Here is a 24,575-nt window from a genome sequence, read left to right as displayed (position 1 = left end):
TTTGCAGCAACACAGGTATTAGGAAATACCCTGTTGAATGCTTTCATACTAGCAAATCTAAAAGAGAAAGCAAATTAGATTAAGAGAAATCAGTCAGGTATCAGCTATACTTTTATACAGCAAAAGCCGCTCCTAAACAGAGCGGCTTTTGCTGTTACTGGCCGGCCGGAATGTTGAAGCCGAGGTCAGTGCTGATAATAAAGGCATGCAGGCCGTCGCTGCGCCAGTACTGTGCACCCCTGATTTCTATACTTTTAAATAGGGCGTTGCTGCCCGACAGCGGCCAATTGAACTTGGAAATGCCGTACAGCGGTGAATAGCGCACCCCCAGCCCCACTTTGTTGCTGTTGAAAGCCGACAGGTCATAGTCAGAAGTATAAAATGCGTCGGACAGGTGATGCTGTTTGTAGGGTGCAAAATAATCGGCGGCGGTTTGCACGTGGTAGCGGTAGAAAGGGTAGAACGAGAAAAACGGCCCGATCTTAACAGGCGTTTCCAGTTCCAGCGTATTCGCCGTAATGCCCCAGTCGTCGTTGTAGAAGCGGTAAAACAGGCGCGCCGTTACATAGTCGCTCACATAGTAGTTCATCCGCACACTCACCGGAAACTTAAAACGGCTGTCAGGCAGCTGCTCTACCTTGGGCTGCGACTGCTCCACAAAGTAATCGCGGTGGAAAGGCGTGGAAAGCAGGCCTGTCTGGTATACCAGGTCTGTAGCAAACAAGGCCTGAAAACGCTTGGTGAATACCTGTGAGAGCGCAGCAGAGAAGTTGAACGACTGCCGCTTTTTGGTCGGAACCAGCTCGCCCTGCCCCCGCAGCTCTATGGGGTAAATTAGCTTCCAGGTGTCTAAGAAAACCTCCCCCGCCAGGCTCAGCTCCCGGTTTCCATCACGTGAGTCTTTTGTCCAGCCCGCGCCGATGGAAAAAGAAGTATAATCATACTCTTTGGAAACGCCAAGATTCAAGCTTCTGATCACGCGGTGCAGCTTGTTATTGCGGCTGAAGCCGATGTTGAGGTGCGTGCGGGTGTCAGAACTGGAGGCAGAGGATACCGTATAGGGGGCGATGTTATCGGTTGAAGCGGAAGAATAAAAATCCATGCCAAAGTTCACGTTCAGGTTGGTGACTGTATCCAGTGGCACATTCACAATAATCGTAGGCGTTACGTCTGTCAGTTGCTCGGTGCCAATGCCGCCGGTAACCGGCGAGTGGTCGCCGTCCTGGCTATAGTAACTGGCCAGAATATTCACATCTGCTGGCGATATCTGCTGGAAGCGCTGTGGGTCTTTGGCCGTCTGTGCCACTGCCGATGTAGCTATACCCATGGCTAGCAGCAACAAAGTATACTTTAATTGCATCCGCAGCCGCCTCCTACTTTACCACCGTTCGCCCCAGATCCACCCTCTCTGTATGATTCAAAGTTTACTTCAAAAGTCTCTGGCTTGCGCATGCTCAGCTGCATCTCTTCCTCATTAAGGTAGGTTTTCTGATATGGCTTTACGGCCTCGCAGCTGCTCATGAGCACCATCAGCCCAAGACCGGCCAATGCTATTTTTGCTTTCCCTGCTTTTTTCATGGTTGTTTTTCTGTTGCATTTATACTTACTGCTGCGGCCGCGTTTGGTTTACTTTTATAATAGTGGAGGTGCAGTTTGTCAGAAGTGATCACGTCGTTGTTATCCGTAATCAGCAGGCACTCCACGCCTTTCAGCTGGTTGATCAGGGACAAGCCTTGCTCGGCACCCATCACTGATACGGATGTAGCCAGCGCATCGGCCAGTTCAGCGTTGGGGCACACAATGGTGACGCTCTTAAGGCCGGTAGCTGGCCAGCCGGTGCGCGGATCGATGATGTGAGAGTAGCGCTTGCCATCCACTTCGGCATACTTCTCATAGTTACCAGATGTGACTACAGCTATATTGTCGGCGGTAAGCCAGGAGAACACCTTTTCCTTTTCGGCTGGATCAGCAATGCCCACGTACCACGACTCCCCATCGGCCTGCCTGCCCCAGGTGGTCAGGTCGCCTGCGGCGTTCACCACGCCGCCCGCTATGCCCATCTCGCGCATCACATCGCGGGCACGGTTGGCAGCGTAGCCTTTTCCGATCGCCCCGAAGCCGATCTTCATGCCCGGCTCTTTTAAAAACACGCTGTGGTCGGCAGGGTTCAGGAGAATTTTCTCATACCCGATTTTTCGCACGGAGGCGGCCACTTCCTCCTGCGAGGGCAGCTTATTCATACTTCCATCGAAGCGCCATACCTTATCGATAGCAGCAAAGGAAATATCGAAAGCACCACCTGTGAGCCTGGAAAGACGGATGCAGCGGCTGATAAGATCGTACAGTTCGGGATCTACCACCACCGGCTTAATACCAGCGTTGCGGTTGATGGCGCTGGTCTGTGAGGTAGGCTGCCACTCCGAAATCAGTGCTTCAATCCGCCGGATCTCGCTGATGCCTGCCTGTATACTTTCCCAAGCCAACTGCTCATCTTTGCTGACAGCGGCCAGCTCAAAGCGCGTGCCCATCAGCAGAAGCACTTTTTTATACTGGTGCGGTTCTTTGGTGGGCAGGCGCTGCGCGTAAACGGATGTAAGGGAGAGCAACAGCACGGAAAAAAGAAGCAGAAGGCGGTTGGGCATAATCGAAAGTATAACACAAGTATAACGAAAAACCCACCTGCGCGACGAAGCGAGGTGGGTTAAATTTCTTTAACGATACGAAGTTTACTTCAGAAGAGATTTCAGGTGTTCCACATATTTTTTAGGACCACCGGCCTGATAGCCTGTTTTGGCAATCACCTTGCCATCGGCATCTGTCAGCACCACCAGCGGGAAAACTCCTTCCTGGTTATACTTGCTGGCAAGGCCCTCATTCTGCTTGGTTTGCTCGGCTGGCAACTGGTTTTTCTTAAAGCGCGGGAAGTCAAGTTCCAGCAGCACCAGGTTGTCTTTGGCATAATCTTTAAACGCCTGCGACTCCCACACTTCCTTGCGCAGCATAATGCAGGGCTTGCACCAGTCGGAGCCGGCGAATACCATCATGATGGGCTTGTGCGCTGCCTGGGCTTCTTTGGCCGCGGCTTCGTAGCTGGTTTTCCAGTCGTCGGTGGCAGCAGCTGTTTGCGCAAAGGCGCTGCTTAAGCTAATAAACAGTAAACCTAGTAAAATGGTGAGAAAGGGAGCTTGTTTCTTCATGTTATTGATTGTTTTCATGCTGGTTATACTTAAAACTGCCTCTGCAGGTATTGGCTACAGTGTTTCAAGTATAGTGCCAAACATTTAGGCAACACCTGCGCCATTTAAAAAATAATGTACGAAAATACAGCAGCAGCGGATTACAAATGCAAACGGGACAGTAATGCTACTGTCCCGTTTGCAAATAGGAGCACTTGTAATATTAATGCCCGCTGGTGCTTTTACTGCACTACTTTAAAGTCGGCTGCTTTCACATCGCGGGAGTTAGGACCGACATATACTTTAAAATCACCGGGCTCCAGCACATACTCCAGGTCGTTGTTGTAGAACTTCAGGTCGTCTGGGGTGATGTTGAAGGTAACGGTTTTGCTCTCGCCTTTCTTCAGCATGATTTTCTGAAAACCTTTCAGCTCTTTCACTGGGCGGGTGATGCTACCCACCACGTCCTGCACATAAAGCTGCACCACTTCTGCACCGTCATAATTGCCGGTGTTTTGTACGTTTACCTGCACCTGCAGATTCTCATTCGGGCTGATGCTTGTTTTACTTAGCTGCGGCTCCGAGATGCTGAAGGTAGTGTAGCTCAACCCATAGCCGAAAGGGTAAAGCGGGTCATTTGTTACGTCGAGGTAGCGTGATTTATACTTGTCCAGCACGTCGCCGGCGTAAGGGCGGCCGGTACTTTTGTGATTGTAGTAGAGCGGCACCTGCCCTACTACTTGCGGGAACGTAGCGGTGAGTTTGCCTGATGGATTATAAGCCCCAAACAGCACATCTGCGATAGCATTGCCTGCTTCTGTACCGGCAAACCAGGTTTCCAGCATAGCGTCGGCGTTTTCATCCTCCCAAGTCAGCGTAAGCGGACGGCCGTTCATGAGCACTACCACCAGCGGTTTGCCGGTTTGCTTCAACGCCTTCAGCAGGTCAAGTTGGTTGCCTGGCAGTCCGAGATCCGAGCGGCTGGCCGCTTCTCCCGTCATCCCCTGCGACTCGCCCACGGCGGCCACAATTACGTCAGCCCCTTGTGCCGCTTTTACCGCCTCAGCAATCATAACTTCTGGCGAGCGTTTGTCGATCTGCAGCTCACCGCCATTGGAGTTCAGCCGCTCGATCAGCTGCTGGTCGTTCGTGATGTTGGCCCCTTGCGCGTATACGATCTTCACGCCTGTGCCTGCCACATTGCGTATCCCCTGCTCCAGCGACACGGCTTGCTTCCAGTCGCCGGCACCGCTCCAACTGCCAATCATGTCGCGCTGGTCTTTTGCAAGCGGACCAATCAAGGCAATCGTGCCTGTCTTTTTGAGCGGCAACGTTTGCTTTTCGTTTTTCAGGAGCACCATGCTTTTGCGGGCAATCTCGCGGGCCGCCTGGCGATACTCCGGCTTCATCAGCGTGTTCTTAGCACGTTGCTCGTCTGTATAGCGGTACGGGTCCTGGAATAAGCCCAGTTTATACTTGGCCTCCAGAATGCGGCGACAAGCTTTGTTCACGTCCTCCTCCGACACACGGCCATCTTTGATCAGTTGTGGCAGCTGCTTCAGGAACACCTCTCCTACCATGTCCATGTCGATGCCGGCTTTTAATGCCAATGCCCCCACCGTTGCCTCATCGCCCAAGCCATGCGCCATCAGCTCGTTAATGGCAGTATAATCTGTTACCACGAAGCCATCAAAGCCCCACTTACCGCGCAGCAGGTCTGTCATTAGCCACTTGTTGGCTGTGGCGGGCACGCCGTTGATGTTGTTGAACGAAGACATCACGCTGCCTGCGCCCGCATCGATAGCGGCTTTGTAGGGTGGCAGGTACTCGTTGAACATGCGGTTCATACTCATGTCCACGCTGTTGTAATCGCGGCCGGCCTCTGCCCCTCCATACAGGGCAAAGTGCTTGATACAGGCCATGACCGTGTTCGGAGCAGCCAGGTTGTTACCCTGGTAGCCGTTCACCATCGCACGAGCCACCTGCGAGCCCAGGTACGGGTCCTCACCAGCTCCTTCGGCAATGCGGCCCCAGCGTGGGTCGCGGGCAATGTCTACCATCGGCGAGTATACCCAGTTCAGCCCATCGGCGCTGGCTTCATCGGCAGCAATCTGGGCGCTGCGTTTAATCGCGTCCATGTCCCAGCTCGTAGCAAGGCCAAGCGGAATCGGGAAGATGGTGCGGTGCCCGTGGATGACGTCGTAGCCGAAGATGAGCGGAATTTTAAGGCGCGTGTTATTTACGGCGAACTCCTGCAGCTTGCGCGCAGCCAACGGTGTATAGGTGTTGAACACGCCACCCACGTTGCCTTTGCGGATGTTCTCATCTACGTTCTCGCTCACCACCGGTCCCGTCACGTCAAAGCCCACCGACACGAGGTTCAGCTGTCCGATCTTCTCATCCAGTGTCATCTTAGCCATCAGTTGGTCGATAAACTGGTTCATCTGCTGCGGGTCAGTCGCAGTGGTGCTGGTCTGCTGCTGTGTCGTTTTTTTCTGCGCCTGACAGCCCGAGAGGCAAGCGGCTATTATCAAAGCGGTAAGTATGGATTGCTTCATGAATTATTGTTGGTTGTTATTTGAATAAGTATGGCGTAATCATTTCTCCCCGCTGGCGCGAGCTTGCAGCTCGTGCTACCCCAGTATGGGACTCGAGCTGCAAGCTCGCGCCAGCCAGTAGCTAACATTTTTACTTCACCAGATAGGGCTGAATCTGTTTTTTCCAGATAAGGTAGCCTTTATCGTTCATGTGCAGGCTGTCCTGTGTAAAAATCTCCGGAATGGCCTTGCCGTTTTTCAAGAGCATCGGCGCGTACACATCTACAAACTTAGCCCTGGGCTGCTGCGCCAGGTAAGCCTTTATCAGCTTATTTGCCTCCTGCACAATAGGCCAATACTGCGCTCGCGAAGGGCTGGGCTTAATGGAGATAAACAGGATAGGCACCTCCGGCATTTTCTGGCGGATAGCGGTAAAAACGTCTTTGAACCGTTGCAGCACTTCCGGCGCCAGCACGGTATCCGTGGCAATATCGTTTTCACCGGAGTAAATAACAATCTGCTTCGGCTGGTACGGAAACACAATGTCGTTGAGGTAGCGCTTGAGGTCAGGAAGTGTGGAGCCACCGAAGCCGCGGTTGATGACAGTATACTTCGGGAACATTTGCTGCAGGCTCTCCCATTTACGAATGGAGGAACTACCCGTAAACAGGATGGCATTCTTCGGCGGCATCTGCAAGCTGTCCTGCTTCTTAAAGGCCTGGATCTCGTCCCAGAACGGTGACCTCTGTTCCTGCGCCTGCGCCCTGGTAAGTATAAAACAGGTCAGCACCAGCCCAACAAAGTATAAAAGTAATTTTTTCATCTTTAAGTTAATATAACTGCTTTTACTATAGTTATAAGCCTTGTGTTTACATCACCAACTCTAACCTTTCTTGTCCAAAGCAGGAAACTTGTAACTGCTCTTCTAAAGGTGCGCGATTTAGTTAAAATGTATGGTTAACTCACCCAAAGTATCCCTTCATTCTTCAAAGCTACAGAGCAAATAAACCTGCCAGGTGCGTAATTTTAAGCTTCACTGTTTGAGCGTTCAGCGAGTTTGAAGCTTCTTGATTCTTTTTCTTACTTTTCTTATTAAGAAGGAAAGTAAGGCCCAGCCGGCAAGGCGAAACCCTGGCAAAAAGCCTAAACTTCTGAAATTAAGAAAAGCCATACTTCATAATAAATTTTTTTCCTGCATTGCCCTCCTACTCCACCTTCACCACTTTCGACCGCTCCGACACGCCATTCTCATTGAAAGACTCTACTGCAAAGTAATAGGTCTGGTCCGTTGCCAGGCTCCGCATAAATAGGGAGTTATCGCCATATACCTGCCAGGAGCTGTAGAGTTTATCCGGCGCGATGCCCCACAGCACGTTATAGCCCTGGCTGCCGGGCTGCTTTTGCCAGGCAATTTGGGCATTGCGGCGGTCCTGCTGGCGCTTCACAGCAAATCCTTTCACTTTGCCCGGTGCTTTGCCCTGCCCCAGTCCAAACACGCGTAAACCGGAGATAGCCAGGTTGGGCGTAGGCACGTGGATGTTCCGGTAACGCACATACCGCACAGTCTGCGGCGAAACCAGTTCTACATAATCATTCGGTACATCGCGCTGGTTGTCTTTGCGGTCTACCAGCGGGATCCAGCTTTTCCCGTCTGTAGAGCCTTCTACCATATATTGGTGGTGCAGCCCTTCCGGTCGGCCATAGAGGTTCGATTTATAGTCGTGGAAGTTTACCTGAATAGCGTATACTTTGGCGGCTTTCTGCAGATCGATTTGCACCCACTGCTGGTTGTTGTTTTCCCTGGCTACCCAAAAAGAGCGGATGTTCTCATCCACCAGATTCTCCGGTTTATACTCCTCCAACGCGGAAGAGGCAGTTACCGGCTTGTGATACGACAGCAGCATCCAGCCGGCAAACTTCCCCTCTTTCCCCACCACCGTAGGTGCCAGGTGCGGGTAATCCCCGAAATAGGTGTTCACATACATCAGACCGTCTTTATCAAAGTAGGTCGGGAACATATTGATACGCCGCTCCCAATTGACGTTCACTGACACAGATGCCGACGCAAAGTGCCAGTATTGGTCGTTCGGACCAATAACTGTACTGCCGTGGCCTGCGCCATTGGCAAAGCCGCCCGGCTTGTACGAGATGGGGTTATTAGGCGCATAGGTATATGGCCCCAGCGGATTGTTGCTGGTATACACGCCATCGCCATACACGTTGAATTCCGTACCTGGCGCGGCGTATTGCAGGTAGTAGGTGCCGTTGTGCTTCGTCATCCATGGTCCTTCGATGTAGCCGCGCGCCGTATCCTGGTGGTTTTCGCCGAAACGTTCCCAACCGTGCTTCCCTGCCTGAATGTTGAATAGATCATAGATACTATCAGTGGGTATAAAACGGTGGCTGCGCTCCAGTTTTTTGGCCCGGATCGGATACACGTTTGAAGATCCCCAGTACATATAGGTCTGCCCGTCATCGTCAATAAAGAGGTCCGGGTCCTGCAGGTTGTGCAGGATGGACGGAACAGCCTTCCAGTCGCCTTTCTTCGGATTATCGGTGTACAGCATGCTCATTTCGCCAGACGGGTCGCCGGTCACGTACAGCACCGAGTCTTTGTAATTGTGCGCTGCCGGCGCATTGGAACCCTGGAAATACCATTTCTGTGGCTCGATAAAATCCCAGTGCAGCAGGTCGGGAGAATGCCAGTAGCCGAGGGAGCGGGTCACGAACATATAGTACTCGCCTCGGAACTCCACCGCCGCCGGATCTGCGCCGGAGCGGTACGAAAGGTCCTGATCCGAATTATAGATCATGTAAGTATAATCGAGGTTCAGGGGGTTGCAGTAGGTTGTTTGTTTATCCGACTGTGCCTGTGCGTTCGTGAAAAAGGATACCGAGGCGGCGAGTAAAAGGAATAACAAGTAGCGTTTCTGATGCATAGGTTAAAATTTTCACTTTAGTTTCGGGCTCTGAAAATCTAATTTTTTAAGACCTGCCTGTACTTCCGGAGCGCTCATGAACAAATTCCAGAGCAGACCCGAACGGCCGTTTTCCAGCATCACCACTTCTGGCCCCTGGTCTATGCCCAGGTAGCGTTGCGGAAACCAGTTCTTCTCCTGACTGAAGGCGTCGTAAAAACCATACCTGCCCCATACTTTGTCGCCCAGGTCCTCATACAAATGCCGGATCACCTTCATCGACTCTTTTGGCGTGTAAGGATAAGAAGAAATAGCGGCCGTGGGTGAAATCACGCCCAGGTCGTTGGTGGGGCTGTGGCCGGCGTAACCATCTACGGAATAACTGGAGGTGAGGCCCCAGCAATCTTCGCCATAGCCCTGGTAGTGCTTGGGATTATCGACGCAGTAGGCCACGTTCACGAGCGTATGGTTCTGGTTGTGCTGCCAGTAGTCGGCGTAGCGGTCTTTGAGGCCGCGCGGGTCGAGGCCGAGGTAAGAGTATTGTGCCCAGAACAGCGGCCCTACACTGCCATGGTGGCCGTTGTGCTCTAGTGCAATAAGATAGCCGTATGGGTGCGCATCGGCCCGGATGTCACCACTGCGGGCCCAACCTTCATGGTATACTTCGGCAGGAATGGTATGTGTAGGTGAAGCCGCGGCCATAACATACATAATCAGACATTCATTATAGCCCTGCACCGGGAAATTCATCTGCCAGGCATAAGTTGGCGACCAGTGCCAGTAGAGCACATTCTGGCCGTGGCGGTACCAGTCCCACTCCACGCCGCGCCACAGCTGGTCTATCTGGGCGGCCAACGCTTTCTCCTGCGCATTGCCTTCTTTAAAGTACTGGCGCACGCACAGCAGCCCCTGCACCAGGTACGAGGTTTCTACTAAATCGCCGCCGTTGTCTTTGGTGCCGAAGGGCTTCACTTTGCCAGTTTCACCCTCAATCCAGTGCGGCCAGGCTCCATGAAAGCGGTCGGCTTTTTCCAGAAAGTTCGTAATTTTTTGCAGCCGCTCAAAGCCCTGCTGCCGCGTGATGAAGCCGCGTTCTATGCCAACAAGTATGGCCATCACCCCAAAGCCCGTGGCGCCGGTGGCCACCACGTGCTGGTCGTTCTCCGGGTAATCATTGTCGAGGTGGATGCGTTCGGGGGCAGCTCCGGAAGTAGGTTCCGCCCCATCCCAGAAATACTGAAATGTGTTCTGCTGCACCTTCGTCAGCAGTTCGTCATCGTTGAGTTTGGCAGCCGTATTAGTGTTGATTGAAGGAGTAGCAACGCTGTTAACTGTGGCATCGGTCGGCTTTTTATGGCAGCCAGACAGCCACAGTGGCAGGACCAAGAGCAGGTAAAGGTGTTTCTTCATAGTTCTTTTCTGATTTCTAAGTTGATGCCCACCCGGTGCTTCGCTCCTTGTAAACGAACAAATCCACCAGGTGCTGGCATGAGCTAAAGTATAAACCCGGTGCTACTGCCGCTTTAATGCAGGTATACCGTTACTTCCTTGCTGCTGGTTGGGCTAACCAAGTGCAGGCTATACTTGCCTGTGGAGGCTTCTTTCCCAAATATCACTTGCTGCAGCCCATCCGGCTGCACTTGCTTATCCCAGATGGCTTCAGCCGTGCTCCCGTCTTCCCGCTGCAAGTATAACGTATAGCTGCTCTCTCCTTTCGTGGCTACATCTAGCGTATACGCATTCAGATCAGGGTGCTTGAGCAGGTCTACCTGGCCTTTCTGTATGTCGGGTACGGCCAGCGGGAAACCATTGGCATAATCAGGCGGATGTATATCCATTTTGGCTAAACCGGCCTGTATCTCAGGCTGATCGGTAAACAGGCGCCAGAGCAGCCGGCTGCGGTAGTTCTCGATCATCGCCACTATTGGCCCCTGGTCAATGGCCAGTTGGTCTTTTGCGACCCAGTTCTGCGCCTTGTTGTGCGCGTCCTGTAAGCCATACGGCCCAATTAATATGCTCTGGAGGCTGCCGTAGAAGTTACGAAGCACCTGCATGCTGTAGTATGGTGTGTAAGGGAAGGACGATAACGCGGCTGTGGGTGCTACGGTGCCATTGTCGTTGCCGGGAGCATGTGCGCTGTACCCCTTCGGATCATCGGAGGCAGTGAGGCCCCAATAGTTTTCAGCGTAGCCGTAGATTTCTGGCGCGTTGTTCAGGCAGTACGAACGGTTAGCCATGGTATGATCGACATTCTGCAGCCAGTAATTGGCATAAGTATCTTCCATCTGTTTCGGGTCGAGGCTAAGGAAAGAGTACTGCGCAAAAAAAAGCGGACCGCCATATGTTGGTCCCATCCACAAAGTATAGCCTCCATAATTCATCGGTGAGCCAAAGCTGGTTGCTACCCAGGTTTGCCGGTATACTTCCGGCGAGATGGCATGCGTAGGCGAGGCAAGCGCCAGCACATACGTAATCAGCGCCTCGTTCCAGCCGCGGATAGGCATGTTCATTTCCCAGCCATTGTTCGGACTCCAGTGCCAGTACAACAAGCCCTCGCCCCGCGAGGCGTACCAGTCCCACTCCACCGCCTCCCACAGATTCGTAATTTTATCCCTCAGTTCAGCTTCTGCCCCTGTTCCGCTAAAGTATGCCCGCGCTGCTAGCAGGCCATTGATCAGGTAAGAGGTTTCTACCAGGTCACCGCCATCATCTTTGGCGCTAAACGGAATCACCTTGCCTGAGCTGCCATTCAACCAGTGCGGCCAGGCACCGTGAAAACGGTCAGCCGTTGCCAGGAAATCGCACAGATTGTTCAGCTGTTCTATCGCTGCTGCTCGGTCTATCCACCCACGACTCACGCCGACAAGTATGGCCTGCACGCCAAAGCCAGTGCCGCCAGTCGTCACCACATCGCCTGAGCCGGTGCGCTCCCGCGCCATGCCAGACGCCGGGTGGGCATACTCCCAGAAATAACCGATGGTGGATAGTTGTACTTTGTCGAGCAGTGCTTTGTCTGCGGCAACGTTTGCTACAACAGGTGTGGCGGGGTCGTCCACGGGAGCGACATCAGGTGTTGTGGCTTCTTTCTGGCAGGAAACAAGACAACCCAACATCAAGCTACTGTATAACCACAGCCGGAGTATTTTCATTGGCAGTATAAAAGTAAAAGAAGAAGTATGAAGCCTTTGACATGCTCCATACTTCTGAATAGAATTTACAGCTTAATAGCCCGGGTTTTGTGTAAGCACGCCACCACTCAGATCAATCTGGCGCTGCGGAATGGGATATATTTCGTTTTTACCTTCCACAAAATGCTTGCCAAGCGCCTGCAGCACTTCGGCCGCACGGCCCTGACGCACCAGGTCAAAGAAGCGGTCGCCGTTCTCCAAAGCCAGCTCTACGCGGCGTTCGTGCCAGATTATCTGGCGCAACTCCTGCTGGTCTGTGGTGGTTACATCAGCCAGCCCGGCCCTGTTGCGCACCATGTTCAGGGCATTCAGCGCCTCTTGTGTCTGGCCCAGTTCGTTGGCTGCTTCGGCATGCATCAGCAGCACCTCGGCATAGCGTAAAATATGGATATTCTGGTCTCGTCCGTAGCCGCACTCCTGTGTCACGTAGCTGGGCACGTAAGCTTTCTGGTTATAGCGTGGGTTCGGAGCACTTTCGGTAATTTTATCGCCCTCCGCAGTTTCTTCACCCCGGAAAAGAATCGTTGCATCCAGGCGTTCATCGCCCTCTTCGAACGCATTCACCAGATCCTCGGTTGGCTCCACAAAGCCCCAACCAAACTGGTTACGTACGCCCTGTACCTCCGCCCATTGGCTGTTAGCAGCGCCACAGTTTCCCGGAAACGTCTGGGCCTGAATCTCAAAGATGGACTCGGCATTGTTCTCGCCGGCAATGGTAAAAATGTCATGGTAGTTGGGTGTCAGCGCAAAGCCCATGCCCATTACCTGCTGCGTCAGGCTTAGCACCTCATTCCAGTTCTTCTGGTAAAGCTGCACCTTCGCCAGCAACGTTAAAGCAGCGGCTTTTGTGGCCCTGCCTATGTTGGCGGCATCGTAATTTGCAGGCAGCACATTAATAGCTTCCTGCAGATCCGATACAATCTGATTGTATACTTCCTCTTTTGTAGCCCGCGCAGGGTTCAGCTGCTCCGGCGTTTCTTCCTCGTCCCCAACAGGCACGCTGGTCCGGAGGGGTACGCCGCCAAATGTGCGCACCAGGTTAAAGTAGTGGAATGCCCGCAGGAATTTAGCTTCTGCAATCAGCCGCGCTTTCAGGTTTTCGTCCATGTTAATTAAAGGCACATTGGAAATAACCTGGTTTGCCAGGTTGATTCCCTGGTACTGACCTTCCCAAAAGCCGTTCAGCTGCCCCTCCGTAGAGGTGAGGGTGAAATCATCGAAAGTATCGAGGAAGCCTGCATCGCCGGGTACGCTGCCTTTCTCGGCATTGTCGGAAGCGATGGTAGTGACGGCCAGCCACGGAAATGCGATAACGTTAAAGCCTTTGAGGTTGCCGTAGATGGAGCTTACTGCCTGAATGGCCTGTGCTTGGTTGGTGAAGAAGTTCTCACTCGGCGTCTGCCCTTCCGGCGCTACATCCAGAAAGGATTCGCTACAGGAGTACAGGCCGCCAATGGAAAGTATACCGGCTAACGCAAGTATGTTTCGTTTTGTCTTAAAGCTTATATTTTTCATAATGGATTGCTGTGATGGAGATTAAAAGGTGACGTTTACGCCTAAGTTATAGGTAGCGGAAAGCGGGTACACGTTCTGGTCGATACCTTGGCTGATGGGTGAGCCACCCACTTCCGGCGAAAAGCCGTTATAGTCGAACAGCGTAATAGCGTTCTGCGCATTCACATACACCCGGAACGACTGCATTTTCCACTTCTCTACGATACCGCTGGGCAGGTTGTAACCTAGCTGAATGGTACGGAGGCGGATGTAATCGCCGCTCTCCACAAAGAAAGTGCTGGGATCCAGGTTGGTTCCGGTCAGATCAGCCGATGGATAGGTGTTGGAAGTACCTGCCCCGTGCCAGCGGTTATCGAAAAAGTCTTTTGTAAAGTTCTCGTTGCCATAGCGAATGTTGCGGTTGGCATTATACACATCCACATCGGCTACTCCCTGAATATCAATGTTGAGATCGAAGTTCTTGAAGGTGACGCCGCCGTTGATGCCATAGTATACCCCGGCGTTCGGGTTACCGATGATGGTTTTGTCTTTGCTGTCGATCAGGCCGTCACCGTTCAGGTCTTTGTAGCGGAAATCGCCGGGCTGCACTGAACTGCTGTTTGCCTGCGCTGAAGCGGCAATCTCCTGCTCATTCTGGAAGATGCCATCCACCACGTAGCCATAGTATGAGCCGATCGGGTCGCCTACTCGTGAGACAGTTACCTGGTAACCGCCCAGAGGCAGGTTGCCGTTGAACAAAGCATTATTGCCAGTAGCCAGATCCGTCACTTCGTTCTGGTTCGTGGACAGGTTAAAGCCCAGGTTGTAGCTAAAGTCTGGGTTCGGGTTATCGGTCCAGCCGGCAACAAACTCAAAGCCTCTGTTGCGGAAGGTGGCAAAGTTGCCTGTCACGGTGCTAGAAAGCAGACCAGTTGAGCCCAAAATCGGCACGGTAAACACCGCGTTCTCGGTTTTCTTGTTATACCAGTCTGCCTCAAAAGTAAGGCGATTGTTCAAAAAGCCAAATTCGGCACCAAAATCTGCTTCTTTTACTACTTCCCACAACAGCGTCGGCGGAACAACACTGGCAATGTTTCTACCCACATAAGGTACGCCACCAAAAGAGTAAGTATAACTTCCCGGATCAGACACCACCAGCGCAAAAATGTTGGAAGGGATTTTGTTGTTGCCGAGCTTACCCCAACTGGCGCGCAGCTTCAGGTTGTCGAAAATGGTCTGATCGCGCATAAACGGCTCTTCCGTTACACGCCAGCCCAAACCGATAGAAGGGAAATAATCGGAACGGTTGTCCTTTGGAAACTTGGAGGAGGCATCGTTCCGCAGCGTTGCAGTCAGCAGGTACTTGTCTTTGTAGCTGTAGTTGATACGGCCGAAGTAGGAAGCGAACGTATACCTGTCGCCTGTATTAACGAGGCTGTACGTGTCCGGGTCGCCGAGGCTTAAGTATAAAGTCGCTTCCGATACAAAAGGCACATCATTGGCAGTGCCGATCAAGTCCTCTAAGCGGTTCTCCTGCGCCGAAATGCCGAGCAACACGGTAAGGTCGTGGTCGCCGAAAGTTTTGTTATACGTCAGTGTGTTTTCCCAGAGCCAACTGGTGGCTTTGCTCCTGGATTTGGTGAGCGTGCTGCGCTGCGCTTTCTGCACCGTCGTCAGCGAGTCGGCCGACTGGTAGGTACGGTACTGATTGATAGCATAGTCGATGCCGAGGCTGGAGCGGAACGTGAAGTCATGTAGAAAATCCACCTCGCCAAACACGTTGCTGGTCAGGCGCTGCCCCTGCGATTTCTGGTTATACCAATCCAGAGATGCCTGCGGGTTTGCAAAGTCGCCTAGTCCAATATCAGCCGGGTCGCCATAGTTCCCGTTGGCTTTAAACACCGGTAGCACCGGCGGCGCTACAAAAGCCTGCAGAAAGATACTGCCGGGGATGTCTTTGGACTTATAGTCATAGAAGATGGCATTATACCCAAATCGTATTTTGTCGGTTAGCTTCACATCCGTTTGCAAGCGGGCAGTAATGCGTTCGTAGTCATTGCCTTTCACAATGCCTTCCTGGTTCAGGTAGCCGCCGCTTAACGTATAAGTTACTTTCTCAGAACCTCCCGAAGCCGTAACCTGGTGGTTGTGCACCAGCGCTGTACGCAACACCTGATCAAACCAGTCGGTAGAAGTTCCGCCGGCATTTACGAGGTCCGTACCCTGCTTCTCGTTGATCAAGGTGGCATATTCCTGGCCATTGGCCATCTCCAGCTTATTAGTTACCTTCTGCAAACCGACATAGCCATTATAGCTCACCCGCATCTGGCCGGCTTTGCCGCGCTTGGTGGTTACCAGCACCACGCCGTTGGCTGCCCGCACCCCATAGATAGCGGCGCTAGAGGCATCTTTCAGAATCTCCATGGAGGCGATATCGTTCGGATTGAGGAAGCTCAGGTCATCCACAAACGTACCATCCACCACATACAGCGGCGAAGTGCCGCCCTGCGCAGAGCCTACGCCCCGGATACGCACTTGCGGCGAGGAACCCGGAGCGCCCGAGTTGGTGATCTGCACGCCGGCAACCTTGCCCTGCAGGGCACTTACCGGGTTCTGGGTGGCCTGTCGTGAGATGGTTTCCCCTTTCACAGAACTGATAGAGCCCGTCACATCGCGTTTTTCCTGCGTGCCGTAACCTACTACCACCACTTCTTCCAATTGTTCGGTATTCACGCCCAGCTGCACATTCACGGTTGTCTGGTTGTTAATGGGCACTGTTTGCTGGTTATAGCCCAGGTAATCTACTACAAGGGTGCCATTGGCAGGGGCTGATAGGGAATAATGCCCGCTTACGTCGGTGGTGGTGCCAGTGCTAGTCCCCTGCACAGCCACACCTGCTCCTATCAAAGGAGCACCGCTGGTTGCATCGGTCACAGTTCCCTCCACGGTGATGTTACCCTGTGCAAAGAGAAAGTGGACATTTAGCAGACACAGAAATAATAGTAAAAATGATTTCTTCATAATCTGTTTGGTTAGATGTAGGTGAGATGAATGATGGCTAAATTGAATGTAATTTGCTTCGACCCCAAAAAAAGGACCTCTACAAAAACTCATCAATAGGAATTTAACTTACGAAACATGATTAATCACTTATCGGTCCGGTCATAGGCCTTTAAGCCTATGTTATATACGAGCATAGACAAGGACAGATAAATGGAAGAGGTATGAAATTGAAGCAAGAGCCTTTTTAGCTCCAAATGAGAGGTGATGATGTGGTAAAAAGTAGCTAAAACTCCATAATAAAGCCCACCAGGTTCTGGTCGTGCTCCATATTTAGCTTTTTGCGCAGCCGGTAGCGGCGCAGCTCTACGCTCCGAACCGTGATGTTGAGCAGTGAGGCCATCTCCTTACTTGACATATTCATGCGCAGCAGGGCGCAAAGCTTCAGGTCATTTGGCGTCAGTTCCGGGTACTCTTCCCTTAGCTTTTTAAAGTAGTTCTCGTTTGCCTCGTTAAAGCTGTTCTCGAAGATGAGCCAGTCGCGTTCGTCGCTCATGCCTTCGTCTATTATCTTTTGTATTTTCCTAAGTTTTTTCTCCGGCAGCCGCAGCCCTTTTTCATCCTGCAACTGGTCTACCTCCTGGCGAATGTTTTGCAGCAGCTCATTCTTATACACGATGTTCAGCGCCGTGCTGGCCAGCTCCCGGCTCTTGCCCGCCAATTCCGACTGCAGCTGCTCGTTCTTCAGCTTTACAATCTTCTGCTCGTTCAGCAGCGCCTCCTGCCGCAGGTGTTCCTGCTTTTCCTGCTCGAGCACCTGCTGTATGCGTGCTTTGTCGCGCTGCAGCTTAAGCGCATACAGCCGCTTAAAGGCATAGGCCAGCAGCAGCGCCAACACCCCATACCCTACCCATGCCCAGCCTGACGCATACCAAGGGGGCAGCACCCGGAAATGGAACACAGTATCCTGTGTTACCAGGCTTCCGTTTACCCTGGCGCGCACATGCAAGCGGTAATCACCGAAGCCCAGGTTAGTATACTCCTTCTGGTTGCTGCTTCCCCAGGCCGACCAGGTAGCGGCATAGCCCTCCAGAAAATACTGAAACGCTGTGCTGGCCTGTTGGTAGTATGGCAGTGCCACAGTGAACCGGATGTTGTTCTCATTATAAGGCAGCTCCAGCCCCTGCATGTATAAAGCATTGTCGCTGATGTTTTTTTGCCGGCCAGTAGTGTTCTCCACGCGCCGGATGAGCACCGGCGGCACCTGCACCGGGTAACGGCCCATGTGCATGTTATAGATCACGAAGCCATCATCTATACTTATCAGGAAATTGCCATCGCTTATTTTGCTGATGTTCTCATACTGCTGCACCATACGCCCATCCAGAATGCTGAACTGGTTGGCGTTAATTTCGGCCTTTCCACCAGGTCCGTTCAGCTTGGCCAGCGCCACATGGCCGTTGTCTATAAACCAGTAGCTGCTGTCCGTTGCCGGAATGATGCGGCCGGAAGAGGCAAAGGTGCCAAGCTTTTTGTTGAGCTGTGTATAAGGCGTAAAAGTGTCGCTTACAGCATCGTAAGTATAAAAGCCCTTGGCCGACGAAAACACCAGTTGATCATACAATTTTGAGATCATGACATTGAAATTGCTGGGCAGACCCTCGGTTTGGCCATAGGTCCGGACTTTCTTTACACGCCGCAAATCGTCACTGAGCGTGAGCCGGTAGAGGCCTTTGTAGGGATGCGTTGCCCATAGATGCCCCGTGTTGTCCTGCTCCACATGGTTTACCGGCTCCCGAAAGCCTTCAAGTTTATGGTCGAACGCCCACTTCCCCTGCTTGTCTTTAGTATAAAGCACCAGCCCGGTATAAGTGCCCTGCACCAGATACGCAGGATTGCTGTTTAGCTTTTTAATGTCCCAACCACCTTTTACCTCCGAGATACGCTCCAGCTTGTCGGCTTTAACCCGGAAGGTACCTTCGTTATGGCCGCAAAGCAGCTCCCCATCTAGCACAGACAGATCCCATACCTGTCCTTGCGAGTCCGGTATCATCCGGAAGTTCAGCGACTGAAACAAGGGAGCGGCCGTCGGGTTCCAGTCGCTGTAGAAAAGGCCCTGATTGGTGCCGAGATAGATTTTATTCTGGTAGATGATGCTGGCGTAAACGGTGCCGAACCTGCCCGCCTTGTCGAAGAAGAAATAGAGCGGAGAGTTCACCTCTACCCGATCGATGCCATTGTCGAGGCCCGCCCACAGGTTGTGGTTACCGTCCGCGTAAAGGCTCAGCACGGTATTGTTTTGCAGGCCTGTGGTTTTGTTCAGGGTGTGCAGCACATGGCCGTCTTTGTCAAGTATAACGATGCCGTTCAGGATGGTACCGAACGCAAACCTGCCTCCTGCCAGCACTGCCCCATTGTTCAGCTGGTTGGCTTTCAGGAAATCGTTGGCTTCGTTCTGCCAAGGTATAAAATTGGAGCCGTTATACTTGTAAAGGCCATTTTTTGCAGTGCCGATCAGAAACTCACCTGGCCCGAAAGGCAGGATAGACAACACACCAGAGGTGCCTATCTTTCCGCTGTGCTCCAGAAAAACCAGTTGGTCACCCTTCAGCTCGTAAAGACCTTTGGAAATAACCTCAGCAAAAAAGCGCCCGCCCGCCTGGAACAGGAACAGGTAAGGCTCCGGAGCTTTAACGACGCTTATCTTTCCGTGCTCATAAATAAAGATGCTGGCGAACGATTGAAAGATAACCTTATCGCCGGCCACGTAGATTTTCCATACTTCGTCCTTTAGCGCATACTGCCTAGGGATGAGTTTGGTAAGCGAATGATAGGTAAACTTGCCGTGGTCCAGGTAATCCCAGTAGCCCAGCTCGCCAAAGCCACCCACATAGATGCGCCCGTGGTTTCCGGCAGCAACCGCCCGCACAATAATGTGGTGCGGCATGCGGTACAGCTGCCAGCTGCTCCCGTCATAGGTCAGCAGGCCGTTGGAGTTGCCAAAGTATAAAATGCCCTGCCCATCGCGGGCGACGGACCAGTTTTGGTTACCCGCCTGGTAAAGCGACTTCGTATAATTCTGGGTGTAGGTGAACCCGTTGCCTGTTTCGCCTGCTGCATGGGCACGAGTATACCCCAAAATGCTTAGGAGCAGGACGATCACACCAGCCTTAAATTCTTTTATAAAGGGAATAAGCATCTCCTTTGGCTCTTTTGCCTCAATATTAGAAAAATAAAGAGAGAAGCCCTAACCCTTGCTTCAGCAGCTGCCATACTTGGCTATACTTCTGAAGCAACGAAAGGAATTTCTGCTCTGCATCACCAACGCCAATCCGTGTACTTCATTGCTTTACGCATCCGGCTGAACTCCTTTTGAGGGTGACCTATGCCTCTTTGCAGGATACCTGCAGAAGTGTGCCGGCACGAAGCCCGATGTTGCTGCCGCTCCATAATAGCCGGGAGGTACATACAAGAAACCATCTGTTCAGGCAGTCGTTACAGGGATATAACCCATTGATGCACGCATGAAATCATACTGCCCTATTGCCGATTACGGACTGATTGGAAACATGCATACCACCGCCCTCGTTTCCTCCACCGGCTCTATGGACTACCTGCCGTTCACCCGCTTCGACTCTCCCACCATTTTCGCCGCCCTGCTGGATAAGGACAAAGGCGGCTATTGGCAGCTAAAATCCACGCACCCTGATACAAACTGCAAACAGCTCTACCTGCCTGACACCGGCGTGCTGCTCACCCGTTTTTTCACACCCGATGGTATGGCCGAGCTGACCGATTTTATGCCACTTAAGCAGGAGGGAAACAACACGGCTGTGGTGCGGATGCTTCATGTCATCAAAGGCAAAATGACATTCCGAATGGAATTTCGCCCCCGCTTTAACTATGCCCGCACACCACACGAAGTGCAACAGGAGCCGGGAGCGCTGCTGTTCAGAAGTCAGGGACCAGACTGTACACAGTTTCGGTTTATGGCCGACTTGCAGGTGCAGGTGCAAAAAGGCGATCTGGTAGGCGAATGGCAGTTACTGGAGGGCGATAAAGCCTCGTTTGTCATTGAGGCCGTGCCGCAGGCAGAAGGCTCTTTCCGGGGCGATAACCTACGAAGTTATACCAACCAGGCGTTTACGCAAACCATCAAGTTCTGGCGCGACTGGGCTGATAAGTCTGCTTATCAGGGGCGCTGGCGCGAAACCGTGATGCGCTCCGCCATCACCCTCAAGTTGCTGACCTCGCAACACTACGGCTCTACCATTGCAGCGGCCACCTTTGGCCTGCCCGAGTACATTGGCGGCGGCCGCAACTGGGACTATCGCTTCACCTGGGTCCGCGACGCCGCCTTCTCTATGTATGCCTTCCTGCGGCTGGGCTATACTGACGAGGCGCAGCACTTCCTGCAGTGGATCATGCAGCGGAGCAAAGACATGAAAAAAGCTTCGGACCTGCAGCTGATGTACGCGGTAGACGGCGGGGCACACCTAGAGGAAATCATACTACCCCACCTGGAGGGCTACAAAGGCTCCAAACCGGTGCGCATCGGCAATGCCGCCTCCGAGCAGTTTCAGCTGGACATCTACGGCGAGCTCATCGACACCATCTACCTCTATAACAAAGACGGCGGTCCTATCACCTACTCCTTCTGGAAAGATGTGACGGTTTTTATAGACTTTGTGGTGGATAACTGGAAAACTCCGGACCACGGTATCTGGGAGGTGCGCCACGAGCGGCAGGAGTTCCTCTATTCCAAAGTGATGGCCTGGGTTGCCATTGACCGTGGCCTCCGGATTGCGGAGCACCGCTCCTTCCCGGCACCATTGGAGAAATGGGTGAACGCCCGCAATGATATTTTTAAGGATGTGTATGAGAACTTCTGGGATGAGGAGCGGCAGTCGTTTGTGCAGTACCGGGGTGCCAAAGTGCTGGATGCCTCAACCCTGATTATACCGCTGGTGCGCATGATGAGCCCATCAGAGCCCCGCTGGATAGCCACTTTCAAGGCCATTGAAAAGAACCTGCTCACCGACTCGTTGGTATACCGCTACAGCACGGAGCACGGCGCTACCGACGGTTTGGTTGGCAGGGAGGGCACCTTCAGCATCTGCTCGTTCTGGTATATTGAGAACCTGGCCAAGATGGGCCGCGTGCAGGAAGCCAGGCTCCAGTTCGAGAAAATGCTGGGCTATGCCAACCACCTGGGGCTGTTCTCAGAAGAAATAGGATTACAGGGCGAGCTGCTGGGCAACTTTCCACAAGCGTTCACACACCTGGCCCTGATAAGCGCCGCTGTGGAGCTAAATAAAAAGCTAAATACTAAATCAACTAACAACGATACTGCTGCATATTCATGAACAACTCACCTCAGAAAAGATTAGAAGGAAAAGTAGCCATTGTGACCGGATCCAGTTCCGGCATAGGAGAAAGCATTGCGCTGGCCATGGGCCGCGAAGGCGCCAAAGTGGTCATCAACTACCACTCGCACCAGGCGCCTGCCGAAGAAGTGAAGCGACAGATGGAAGCAGCAGGCAGCCAGGCCGTAGTGGTGCAGGCTGATAGTGGCAAACCCGAAGATGTGGAGCGGCTTTTTAAAGCTGCCACCGATAACTTCGGAACCGTTGATATACTGGTAGGCAATGCAGGTATACAGCGCGACAAGAGCTTTCTGGATATGACGCTGCAGGATTGGGAAACCGTGATCAATACCAACCTGACCGGCTATTTTTTGTGTGCCCAGGCTGCTGCCAGGGAATTCGTGAAGCGCAAAGTAAACCCGGATGAAAAGCGGGCCGCCGGCCACATAATCTTCATCAGTTCGGTGCATGATATTATACCTTGGGCAGGGCATGTAAACTATGCCACCACCAAAGGCGGCGTGCAGATGCTGATGAAAACGCTGGCGCAGGAGCTGGCCCCGGACAAGATCCGGGTGAACAGCATTTCGCCGGGAGCAATCAAAACAGCGATCAACCAGGAAGTTTGGAACACAGACAAGGGCCGAGAAGGCATGCTCTCGCTCATCCCCTACGGCCGCATCGGCGACCCGGAAGATGTGGCAAAAGTGGCCGTTTGGCTCGCCACGGATGAAGCTGACTACATTACCGGCACTACGCTATATGTAGACGGCGGCATGACGCTCTACCCTGGCTTCAGCGATAAAGGGTGATAAGTGCATACAGGAAATCGGAGTATAACCCTGAGTCCTTGTATATAACTAAAGCAAAAGTATTGTGATCGCTATAGTATAAGGACTCAGAGTTATACTTGCAAACTTTCGGAAATCTGTAAATCTTTTAAATAAAAGTATAAGGCCATTCACCATCGAAACATTACTTTTGTATAACTAAAGTATAAAACCTTGAAGCTCTACCGCCAGATCATTCTGCTAACCCTTACACTGCTAGTGCTCGTCTCCTCGACGGGTATGGCCGTAGGGCTGCACTATTGTGGCGGCGAAGTGGCTGATGTAACTTTCTTTGGCAATAAAGCGGCTTGCCCCATGGAGCAGGAGCAGCAGGCAAGCCTGCCCCCCTGCCATACTCCTCAAAAGCATCACCTTGCTAAAAAAAGCTGCTGCGAAAACCACAAACTGGAGCTCAAGCGCCTGGATACGGCCACAGATGGCAAGGCTATCACCTTTACCAAAACTTTTGACCTGAAGTTTATAGCTGTTGTTAAAGCTGTTATACTTCACTTCTACGCGCCGGCGGCAGCTACTACGCCTGCTTTCGCCCTTTATACTTCCCCCCCGCTGTCCCGCGATATTCACGTGCTGGTGCAGTCCTTCCTTCTTTAATCTGACAAGTTCCGGTGCCGCTTAGGCCCGCTTAAAAGTAGTGGCTTTTATTGTATAGCCCTGCTGCTGCGGATTGCCTTTGCCGTGATGTATGGCACCTGCTGCTTCCGCTGCTCTTTTGCAGCCGGCTATACTTGTATTCAGGTTAAACTTCTATTTTCATGATTGAAAGGCTAATATCCTTTTCGCTCCACAACCGCGTAATGGTGTTGCTTATAGCGGCCATCCTGTTTGGCTGGGGTTTGTATTCAGTGCAAACCAATAAAGTGGATGCCATTCCGGATTTGTCCGAAAACCAGGTGATCGTTTTTACCGAATGGATGGGGCGCAGTCCGCAACTGGTAGAAGACCAGATCACCTATCCCTTGGTTACCAACCTGCAGGGGCTGCCACAGGTAAAGTATGTGCGCGGCAGTTCTATGTTCGGCATGAGCTTTATCTATATCATTTTTGAGGATGATACGGATATTTACTGGGCCCGCTCCCGGGTGCTGGAGCGCCTGAACTCGGCAGGTAACACGCTGCCCCAGGGCGTTACGCCCACCCTCGGCCCCGACGGCACAGGCGTAGGCCACGTGCTCTGGTATACCCTGGATGCGCCGGGGATGGACCTGGGAGAACAACGTGCCCTGCAGGACTGGTATGTAAAGTTTGGCTTGCAGAATGTAAAAGGAGTCAGCGAGGTAGCTTCTTTTGGCGGTTTTCAGAAACAGTACCAGATCACCCTTGATCCCAACAAACTCACCTATTATAAACTTTCCGTACCGCAGGTTATCGAATCCATACGCGCTAATAATAATGAGTCGGGCGGCCGTAAGTTTGAACTCAGCGACATCGGCTACATCATTAAAACGACCGGTTACCTGCAGTCAGTAGAAGAGATCGAGAACATAGCCGTTGCGACGAACAACACCATACCGGTGCGGGTGAGAGATGTAGCGACCGTGCAGATGGCCGGCGAAAGCCGCCTCGGTATTTTTGATTTGAACGGCCAGGGAGAAGCAGTTGGTGGCATTGTTGTGATGCGGTATGGCGAGAATGCCGCCCAGGTGATTGAGCAAGTGAAAGCAAAAATGGAACAGGTCGCTAAGGGCTTACCGAAAGGTGTCAAGTTCAATATTGTGTACGATCGCAGCGGCCTTATCAAGGAAAGCGTCAACTCCGTCAAGCATACGCTTATAGAAGAAATGATGGTGGCCTCCATCGTGGTCTTCCTGTTCCTGTTTCACTGGCGCAGCGCCCTTATCATCATGATCCAATTGCCTCTTTCCGTCGCCATCGGCTTTATTTTGCTCAACGCTTTTGGTATCTCCTCCAACATCATGTCGCTTACCGGCATAGCGCTGTCCATAGGTGTGATTGTGGACGATGCGATTGTGATGGTAGAGAACGCATACCGGCACTTGGCCAGTGCGAACAAAAGTAATCTTGAATAACAGAATTTTGAATAATTG

The 24,575-nt window shown here is 52.4% G+C and carries 16 protein-coding genes; 4 read left to right on the top strand and 12 right to left on the bottom strand.

Features of this window, described 5'->3' with window-relative positions:
- Window positions 1-154 precede the first annotated feature (154 nt).
- The 12 genes from ABDW72_RS11295 to ABDW72_RS11240 form a co-directional block, all read right to left on the bottom strand.
- A complete protein-coding gene (locus tag ABDW72_RS11295) occupies window positions 155-1,327 on the bottom strand; it encodes a DUF3570 domain-containing protein (RefSeq protein ID WP_347158671.1) in 1,173 nt (390 codons plus the stop codon).
- A gap of 23 nt (window positions 1,328-1,350) precedes the next feature.
- Complete coding sequence (locus ABDW72_RS11290) at window positions 1,351-1,578, bottom strand: DUF4266 domain-containing protein (RefSeq protein WP_347158670.1); 228 nt, start codon at window positions 1,576-1,578, stop codon at window positions 1,351-1,353.
- Window positions 1,575-2,642 carry an FAD:protein FMN transferase gene (locus tag ABDW72_RS11285; protein ID WP_347158669.1) on the bottom strand — a complete coding sequence of 356 codons (1,068 nt, stop codon included), beginning with the start codon at window positions 2,640-2,642 and terminating at the stop codon, window positions 1,575-1,577. Before ABDW72_RS11285 ends, ABDW72_RS11290 begins: the two co-directional genes overlap by 4 nt.
- Window positions 2,643-2,726: 84 nt before the next feature.
- Window positions 2,727-3,197 (bottom strand): thioredoxin family protein, encoded by a 471-nt coding sequence (locus ABDW72_RS11280; protein ID WP_347158668.1) that lies wholly within the window; start codon window positions 3,195-3,197, stop codon window positions 2,727-2,729.
- Between the two features lie 221 nt (window positions 3,198-3,418).
- The gene (gene bglX, locus ABDW72_RS11275; RefSeq protein WP_347158667.1) at window positions 3,419-5,734 is read right to left on the bottom strand and encodes a beta-glucosidase BglX; all 2,316 of its coding nucleotides are present in this window, start codon (window positions 5,732-5,734) and stop codon (window positions 3,419-3,421) included.
- A gap of 130 nt (window positions 5,735-5,864) precedes the next feature.
- The gene (locus tag ABDW72_RS11270; RefSeq protein ID WP_347158666.1) at window positions 5,865-6,536 is read right to left on the bottom strand and encodes a GDSL-type esterase/lipase family protein; all 672 of its coding nucleotides are present in this window, start codon (window positions 6,534-6,536) and stop codon (window positions 5,865-5,867) included.
- 382 nt (window positions 6,537-6,918) lie between these two features.
- Complete coding sequence (locus ABDW72_RS11265) at window positions 6,919-8,652, bottom strand: family 43 glycosylhydrolase (protein WP_347158665.1); 1,734 nt, start codon at window positions 8,650-8,652, stop codon at window positions 6,919-6,921.
- 12 nt (window positions 8,653-8,664) lie between these two features.
- Window positions 8,665-10,041, bottom strand: a complete 1,377-nt coding sequence (locus tag ABDW72_RS11260; RefSeq protein ID WP_347158664.1) for a glucoamylase family protein — start codon at window positions 10,039-10,041, stop codon at window positions 8,665-8,667.
- 113 nt (window positions 10,042-10,154) lie between these two features.
- Window positions 10,155-11,780, bottom strand: a complete 1,626-nt coding sequence (locus tag ABDW72_RS11255; RefSeq protein WP_347158663.1) for a glucoamylase family protein — start codon at window positions 11,778-11,780, stop codon at window positions 10,155-10,157.
- A gap of 72 nt (window positions 11,781-11,852) precedes the next feature.
- Window positions 11,853-13,334, bottom strand: a complete 1,482-nt coding sequence (locus ABDW72_RS11250; RefSeq protein ID WP_347158662.1) for a RagB/SusD family nutrient uptake outer membrane protein — start codon at window positions 13,332-13,334, stop codon at window positions 11,853-11,855.
- Between the two features lie 21 nt (window positions 13,335-13,355).
- On the bottom strand, window positions 13,356-16,334 hold the full coding sequence (locus tag ABDW72_RS11245) for a SusC/RagA family TonB-linked outer membrane protein (RefSeq protein ID WP_347158661.1): 2,979 nt from the start codon (window positions 16,332-16,334) through the stop codon (window positions 13,356-13,358).
- Window positions 16,335-16,599: 265 nt separating this feature from the next.
- Window positions 16,600-19,512, bottom strand: coding sequence for a hypothetical protein (locus ABDW72_RS11240; RefSeq protein ID WP_347158660.1), 2,913 nt, complete (start codon window positions 19,510-19,512; stop codon window positions 16,600-16,602).
- Between the two features lie 325 nt (window positions 19,513-19,837).
- Here ABDW72_RS11240 and ABDW72_RS11235 point away from each other — a divergent pair, with 325 nt between their 5' ends.
- From ABDW72_RS11235 to ABDW72_RS11220, 4 genes are all read left to right on the top strand, one after another.
- On the top strand, window positions 19,838-21,679 hold the full coding sequence (locus ABDW72_RS11235) for a glycoside hydrolase family 15 protein (RefSeq protein WP_347158659.1): 1,842 nt from the start codon (window positions 19,838-19,840) through the stop codon (window positions 21,677-21,679).
- Window positions 21,676-22,491 carry an SDR family oxidoreductase gene (locus tag ABDW72_RS11230; RefSeq protein WP_347158658.1) on the top strand — a complete coding sequence of 272 codons (816 nt, stop codon included), beginning with the start codon at window positions 21,676-21,678 and terminating at the stop codon, window positions 22,489-22,491. Before ABDW72_RS11235 ends, ABDW72_RS11230 begins: the two co-directional genes overlap by 4 nt.
- Window positions 22,492-22,683: 192 nt before the next feature.
- Window positions 22,684-23,121, top strand: coding sequence for an HYC_CC_PP family protein (locus tag ABDW72_RS11225; RefSeq protein ID WP_347158657.1), 438 nt, complete (start codon window positions 22,684-22,686; stop codon window positions 23,119-23,121).
- A 161-nt stretch (window positions 23,122-23,282) separates the two neighbouring features.
- Window positions 23,283-24,557, top strand: coding sequence for an efflux RND transporter permease subunit (locus tag ABDW72_RS11220; protein WP_347158656.1), 1,275 nt, complete (start codon window positions 23,283-23,285; stop codon window positions 24,555-24,557).
- Window positions 24,558-24,575 lie beyond the last annotated feature (18 nt).

The organism is Pontibacter chitinilyticus (assembly GCF_039748935.1).
In the GTDB taxonomy this organism is placed as follows: domain Bacteria; phylum Bacteroidota; class Bacteroidia; order Cytophagales; family Hymenobacteraceae; genus Pontibacter; species Pontibacter chitinilyticus.
Note: the sequence above shows the minus strand (reverse complement) of the source record. Positions and strands in the feature narration are given on the sequence as shown.

Bases quoted from the DNA above. Each gene is read 5' to 3' on its own strand.
- bglX (WP_347158667.1), bottom strand. From the start codon at position 5,734: ATGAAGCAATCCATACTTACCGCTTTGATAATAGCCGCTTGCCTCTCG.
- ABDW72_RS11220 (WP_347158656.1), top strand. From the start codon at position 23,283: ATGATTGAAAGGCTAATATCCTTTTCGCTCCACAACCGCGTAATGGTG.
- ABDW72_RS11245 (WP_347158661.1), bottom strand. From the start codon at position 16,334: ATGAAGAAATCATTTTTACTATTATTTCTGTGTCTGCTAAATGTCCAC.
- ABDW72_RS11240 (WP_347158660.1), bottom strand. From the start codon at position 19,512: ATGCTTATTCCCTTTATAAAAGAATTTAAGGCTGGTGTGATCGTCCTG.
- ABDW72_RS11270 (WP_347158666.1), bottom strand. From the start codon at position 6,536: ATGAAAAAATTACTTTTATACTTTGTTGGGCTGGTGCTGACCTGTTTT.
- ABDW72_RS11265 (WP_347158665.1), bottom strand. From the start codon at position 8,652: ATGCATCAGAAACGCTACTTGTTATTCCTTTTACTCGCCGCCTCGGTA.
- ABDW72_RS11295 (WP_347158671.1), bottom strand. From the start codon at position 1,327: ATGGGTATAGCTACATCGGCAGTGGCACAGACGGCCAAAGACCCACAG.
- ABDW72_RS11290 (WP_347158670.1), bottom strand. From the start codon at position 1,578: ATGAAAAAAGCAGGGAAAGCAAAAATAGCATTGGCCGGTCTTGGGCTG.
- ABDW72_RS11230 (WP_347158658.1), top strand. From the start codon at position 21,676: ATGAACAACTCACCTCAGAAAAGATTAGAAGGAAAAGTAGCCATTGTG.
- ABDW72_RS11260 (WP_347158664.1), bottom strand. From the start codon at position 10,041: ATGAAGAAACACCTTTACCTGCTCTTGGTCCTGCCACTGTGGCTGTCT.
- ABDW72_RS11255 (WP_347158663.1), bottom strand. From the start codon at position 11,780: ATGAAAATACTCCGGCTGTGGTTATACAGTAGCTTGATGTTGGGTTGT.
- ABDW72_RS11280 (WP_347158668.1), bottom strand. From the start codon at position 3,197: ATGAAGAAACAAGCTCCCTTTCTCACCATTTTACTAGGTTTACTGTTT.
- ABDW72_RS11235 (WP_347158659.1), top strand. From the start codon at position 19,838: ATGAAATCATACTGCCCTATTGCCGATTACGGACTGATTGGAAACATG.
- ABDW72_RS11250 (WP_347158662.1), bottom strand. From the start codon at position 13,334: ATGAAAAATATAAGCTTTAAGACAAAACGAAACATACTTGCGTTAGCC.
- ABDW72_RS11285 (WP_347158669.1), bottom strand. From the start codon at position 2,642: ATGCCCAACCGCCTTCTGCTTCTTTTTTCCGTGCTGTTGCTCTCCCTT.